Origin of the sequence: Desulfovibrio sp. 1188_IL3213 (assembly GCF_036763145.1) — a bacterium.
In the GTDB taxonomy this organism is placed as follows: Bacteria; Desulfobacterota; Desulfovibrionia; order Desulfovibrionales; family Desulfovibrionaceae; genus Desulfovibrio.
The window spans coordinates 1-5,608 of sequence record NZ_JBAIYR010000130.1; the positions used below are offsets into that span (position 1 = coordinate 1).

Here is a 5,608-nt window from a genome sequence, read left to right on the forward strand (position 1 = left end):
ATGTTCGGCTCGGCGTCCACACGTTCGCTCATGTTGCGGGCAAAAGCCTCGCGGTCTACGGCAAGAGCCTTGCCCGCAGGCACACGGCAAGCATCGGCAGCTTCCATAAACTGACTGCCCAGAGCGCGCATTTCGGCCTTGAGCAGCCCCACGCCCGAAGTTGGCTCGTCCGAACGCAGGGAGTTGGAGCACACAAGCTCCGCCAGATGGTCGCTGACGTGGGCTGGCGAACGGAACAGGGGTTTTTGCTCGAAAAGCTCCACCGCATGTCCGGAGCGGGCCAGACGCAAAGCGCATTCGCAACCGGCAAGGCCGCCGCCCACCACGGCTATGGACAATTTTTGCATATATTCTCCTCTGCGGGCAGATTGTAAGAAAAAAAGGCTTCTGGCAAGCATGAGAGCAATAATCAATAACACGTTATTTTTTATATCGAAATTCATATTCACAAGTTCGCCACGGTACGGCTGCCTTTTTTGCATGCCCCGGGCGCTCTTCCCATCGTCATTTAAAATGCGTATTGTCGAGGGGTTATTCTAACACGGGTAAATGCATGGTCAAGTCGTCCAAAACCCTCATAGCTATCGTTGTTCTTACGGCGCTTTTCACCGCGCTGCTCATAGTGGTGCGCGAGTACACCGTGGAAACAACGCGCCACCTCTCGCAGGACCTCACCACCCGCCTTGCTGAAGTAAGCCTGCGCGTTGCCGATGACTTTGAACACAGCATTGAAAACAAGCTCAATGAATTACAGGAGATTACCAGCTTTCTTGCTCAGGAAGACTGCCTGCCCCGCAAGGACTGCGTGCTGCACTATGCGCCGCTGTTACGTGCCGCCGGTCTGAAAAGATTTGCCATCATCAGCCCGGATGGTCAGGGCTTTTGCTCCATGACGGGCCTTTCCATTGATATTGAGCAAAGCAGCAAAAAAAGCCTTTTTGAGCGTGCCCTTACTGGAACAGCCAATATCGCCGCCGTGCCGGACGGCAAAGGCAGCAAGCTTGCCGTGGCGCTGCCCATACAACGCGATGGGAAAATTGTGGCTGTGCTGATTGGCGAGCTTGAAGACGGGCCGATGAAAAAAAGCCTGTTTACCAGAGCGTTTAACGACAAAGTCTGTAATATGGTCTTTGACGGCAACGGCCGCATGCTGTTTTCGGCCGCGCCGCCGGGCAGCCTTGACAGGCTGTTTCCTCAGATGGCTGAAAAAGGGCTGCCCGCCTCACTGCATGAACACCTTCAGCCCATTTTTTCCGCCACCGCGCCCAGAACAGACAGCCTGGTAAGGGACAACCAGCACGCCTACTACGTTACCCACGTGCCGCTGCCACAGTACGGCTGGCAGGTGGTCTCGCTGCTTCCGGAAGAAGTGGTCAATGATCTGGTGGACAGGCAAAACGACATTACCACCACCCTGGCCTGGCGGCTTTCCATCCTGGCCGGGCTGCTGCTGATCCTCATCATCGGTGTCATGCAAAGCTATCACCGTACCATCCACCATCAGCAGGAAGACTACCGCTCCATCATCGCAAGCATATCCGGCGGCGTTATCAAGTTCGGCGGGCTGCACGGCAAATTCCAGTTCATCAGTCCCAATTTTCTCAGAATGCTCGGCTATCGCAAGGACGAGTTTGACCAGCGCTTCGGCAATGACTTCGCCCTGTCCATTTTTGAGGCTGACCGGGAAACCACCCTCCGCACCATGCAGCAGCAACTGGAAGAGGGAATTCCCATTGATGTGGAATACCGCACCAGCGCCAAAAACGGCTCCCTTATCTGGCTGTACCATAAAGGGTCACCGGTTCAGGCCGGGCCAGGCCAGACGTATATCCAGAGCATTGTCTTTGATATTACCCACAACAAAGAAGCCGCACAGGCCAAACGCATTTCAGACGAGCGCTATCAGTTCATTCTGGAGCAGCACGACATCATTATCTTTGAGCAGAACCTCATTACCGGCAACTTTTCCTGTTCCGCAAAATGGATGCAGACCTTCGGTCATGTGTTCAACATTCTTGAGCCGGATCCCGAACAGGGGAAAATTCCCGTGCATGCAGACGACCAGGAATTGCTTGAAGATTTTCAAAAGCGCGTCCACAAGGACATGTATGAGCATAAAAAACAGGTTGAGCTGCGCCTGCGCGACACCAGCGGCCTGTACCACTGGTACCGCATTGAAGCCTCAAGCCTCCTCAGCGCCCAGGGAAAACCCATATATTTCATCGGCATCATCACTGATATCGACCGGCAAAAAACTCTTGAACTGCGTCTGCGCACCCAGGCCACGCGCGACAGCGCCACGGGCATGTTCAACAAGCGCGCCACGGAGCAGGCCATTTCGCGCTTTTTGAGTTTGCACAACGGCTCAAACATCGGCGTCTATGCCATGTTCATGATAGATTTTGACAACTTCAAAAGCATCAATGACAGGTTTGGCCACACCGTGGGCGACAAGGCCATCTATCAGATGGCCCAGATCATCCGCCGCAATTTCCGCAGCAGTGATATTGTGGGCCGTGTGGGCGGCGATGAGTTTCTTGTTTTCTGCACCGAAACCATGCCGCTTTCAAAAATACATGAAAGAGCCGCGACCCTGGTCAGGCAGTTGCGCCTTCAGTGCGGCCAGGGCGAAGACGACCAGCCCCTTACCGCCAGCGTGGGCGTCTCCTGTCACCCCACTGACGGACACGATTTTCTTGAACTGTACCAGCATGCCGACATGGCTACCTATGAAGCCAAAAGACGGGGCCGCAACCAGTGCGTTTTTTATGCGGAACTGACCGCTGGCGAACAACAAAGCGCGCGCGACACCCTTTTCCCCGACGAGCAGTGATGCCGCACAGATGCCCGCATGCCAAAAAGCATGCCGACAGGTGTATTCCATCAGAAAAGCCCGCGAAACGCGGGCTTTTCTGATGGAATACCGACAGCCAGAATCTTTTGCGCAGGACTTGCCCTACAGGCGTTCCACCACTTTATCGCCCATGGCTGCGCAACCGAGCAGTTCCTTGCCGGGTTCCATAATGTCGGCAGTGCGAAAACCGTCGGCCAGGGCCTTGCGCACGGCCTTTTCAATGTGGTCTGCCTCTTCGGCCATATCAAACCCCAGACGCAGCATCATGGCGGCCGAAAGAATGGTCGCCAGGGGATTAGCCACATCATGGCCCGCGATATCCGGGGCGGAGCCGTGTATCGGCTCAAACAGGCCCGGCCCGTCAGCCCCGGTGGAGGCGGAAGGCAGCATGCCCAGAGAGCCGGTGATGACCGAAGCCTCGTCCGACAGGATGTCGCCAAAGATATTGCCTGTCAGGATCACATCAAACTGCGAGGGGTCGCGCACAAGCTGCATGGCGGCATTGTCCACATACATGTGGCTCAATTCCACATCGCTGTATTCCCGGTGGACTTCCACGACCACTTCTTTCCACAGACGCGAGCATTCCAGCACATTGCTCTTCTCCACCGAACACACCTTGCGTCTGCGCTTACGCGCCGTTTCAAAGGCAACCCTGGCGATGCGGCGGATTTCTTCCTCATTATACAGCATGGTATTGTAGCCGGTGCGCAGGCCACCGCGCATTTCAATGCCGCGCGGCTCACCGAAGTATACGTCCCCCGTCAGTTCGCGCACCACCACAAGGTCAAGCCCTCTGGCCGCGATGTCGGCCCGCAACAGGCAGGCTCCCGCAAGCTCGGGGAAAAGTATGGCCGGGCGCAGGTTGGCAAACAGGCCGAGTTCTTTGCGGATGCGCAGCAGGCCCTTTTCAGGCCGCAGTTCCTGACTCATGCCATCCCATTTGGGACCGCCCACCGCGCCCAGATACACGGCATCGGCATTGCGGCAGAGCCGTACAGTTGCCTCCGGCAAGGGATCGCCCGCAGCGTCAATGGCCGCGCCGCCGATCAGGGCAGTCTCGAAAACAAAGCTGTGGCCGAATTTTTCAGCCGTGGCCTCCAGCACCTTGACGCCCTGGGCTACTATTTCCGGGCCGATACCGTCGCCGGGCAACAGGCAGATAGTCTTTTTCATGAAACATCCTTGAATATATTTGATCATCTTCGGGAACGCCCTGCCTTTCGCACGGCTCCTTCCCCGATTCAGGCTCTTTCTCGCCCCGGCGGGCCTGCCCCGCACGGATTGCGCCTGTGAGAAAAATACCTTCTCAAAGCACTGCGGCGTTCGCCATGAACTGACCAGTGCAGGCAAGCCGCGCGTGCGTCCTCGTGGCGGACATCTGCCCGCGCAGCAGCCAGGGCAGTCTTGCGGCGCATCTGCTCCGGCCCTGCCCAACATTTGCAAAACCTCTGCCCCCACGCTTCACCATACAGACACAGCGCGGCCCTGTCTTCGGGACGAGCTTTTTACCAGCCCTCGGCCCCGCTCTGTGGCGCTGGTCCTGCGGCAATACGCGCGAAAGGCAGGAAAGCGCCGCGCCTCTAAGCCAGCCTTTCCTTCACGTAACCCACCAGTCCCCCCTTGGCGAGAATGGCGGCCATGGACGCGGGCAAAGGCGGGCAGGTCCAGCGGGTTGAGCAGCAGCCGGGCGTAGGCCATGACGTCCTTGACGTGGGCTGCCTCGGTATAGCGCAGGCCGCCGTATTTGCGAAAACCTATACCGGCCTGGTTGAGCGCCATCTCAAGATTGTAGGAATGGAAACCCGCGCGAAAGAGCACCGCGATTTCGTGGGGCATGTGATCGCGCAGCAGTTCTTCAATGCGGCGCACCACAAGGCGCGCCTGGCTGGCATCGCTGAGGGGGGTTACCAGCCGTACCTGTTCGCCCCCTTCCTTGCGGGTAAACAGTTTTTTGCGGAACGATTCCGCCGCATGGGCCAACAGGCTGTTGGCGACCTCCAGCACGGGCTTGGTGGAGCGGTAGTTTTCCTCCAGGCGGATGAGGCGCGCACCGGGAAAAAGCTTGGGAAAATCCAGGATATTGCGCACATTGGCCCCGCGAAAGGCGTAAATGGACTGCGCCTCGTCGCCCACGGCCATCACGTTGCCGGGAGGCGCGTTTTCCGGCCCGGCCAGCAGACGCACAATTCGGGCCTGCACCAGGTTGGTGTCCTGATATTCGTCCACAAGAATATGGCTGAAGCGCTGGCGCAGGTCGGCTGCTGCGGCCTCATTCTGCCGCAGCAGGGCCTCAAGCTCGAAGAGCAGGTCGTCATAGTCCATGAGGCCTTTTTCGCGCCGGTAGGTATTGTACGCCTCGCCCAGCCTGGTCAGGCTTTCGGCGTGGGGCAGCAGGTGAAAGGCGTCGCGCCGGAGCACTTCGTCCAGCGGCAGTTCCTTGTTGCGGGCCTTGCTGAGCAGCCCCACCACTGTCTGGGTTTTGGGAAAGGACTTGTCGCCCTTGCCAAGCTTCAGGTCGTCGCGGCAGTGTTTGACGGCAGCGGTAATGTCTGCCGCATCCATCACCGTGAAGGGACGGTCGGTCAGCCATGCGGGCTTCCAGCGGCGCAGCACGCTGAAGGCAAAGGCGTGAAACGTGCCGCCCTGCACGCCGGAAAGGCCGTGGTTCAGCAGCATGCCCGCGCGGTGCAGCCTTTCCTGCGCAGCCTTGCGGGGAAAGGTGAGCAGCAGCATGGATCCGGGTGGGACGCC

General features: G+C 58.2%; 3 protein-coding genes and 1 pseudogene. 1 reads left to right on the forward strand and 3 read right to left on the reverse strand.

All coding sequences use genetic code 11. The features are described from left to right. The coding region (locus V6C16_RS07010) for an FAD-dependent oxidoreductase (protein WP_333542942.1) at positions 1-347 on the reverse strand (347 nt) is incomplete at its 3' end. 206 nt (positions 348-553) lie between these two features. On the opposite strand from V6C16_RS07010, the gene V6C16_RS07015 reads away from it, so the two are divergent. Then, positions 554-2,833, forward strand: coding sequence for a sensor domain-containing diguanylate cyclase (locus V6C16_RS07015; RefSeq protein WP_333536479.1), 2,280 nt, complete (start codon positions 554-556; stop codon positions 2,831-2,833). Positions 2,834-2,956: 123 nt separating this feature from the next. Here V6C16_RS07015 and leuB read toward each other — a convergent pair whose 3' ends face one another. Both leuB and V6C16_RS07025 read right to left on the reverse strand, forming a co-directional pair. After that, complete coding sequence (gene leuB, locus V6C16_RS07020) at positions 2,957-4,030, reverse strand: 3-isopropylmalate dehydrogenase (RefSeq protein WP_333536480.1); 1,074 nt, start codon at positions 4,028-4,030, stop codon at positions 2,957-2,959. 444 nt (positions 4,031-4,474) lie between these two features. Then, positions 4,475-5,608, reverse strand: a pseudogene (locus tag V6C16_RS07025) (ATP-dependent helicase); the annotation flags it as partial.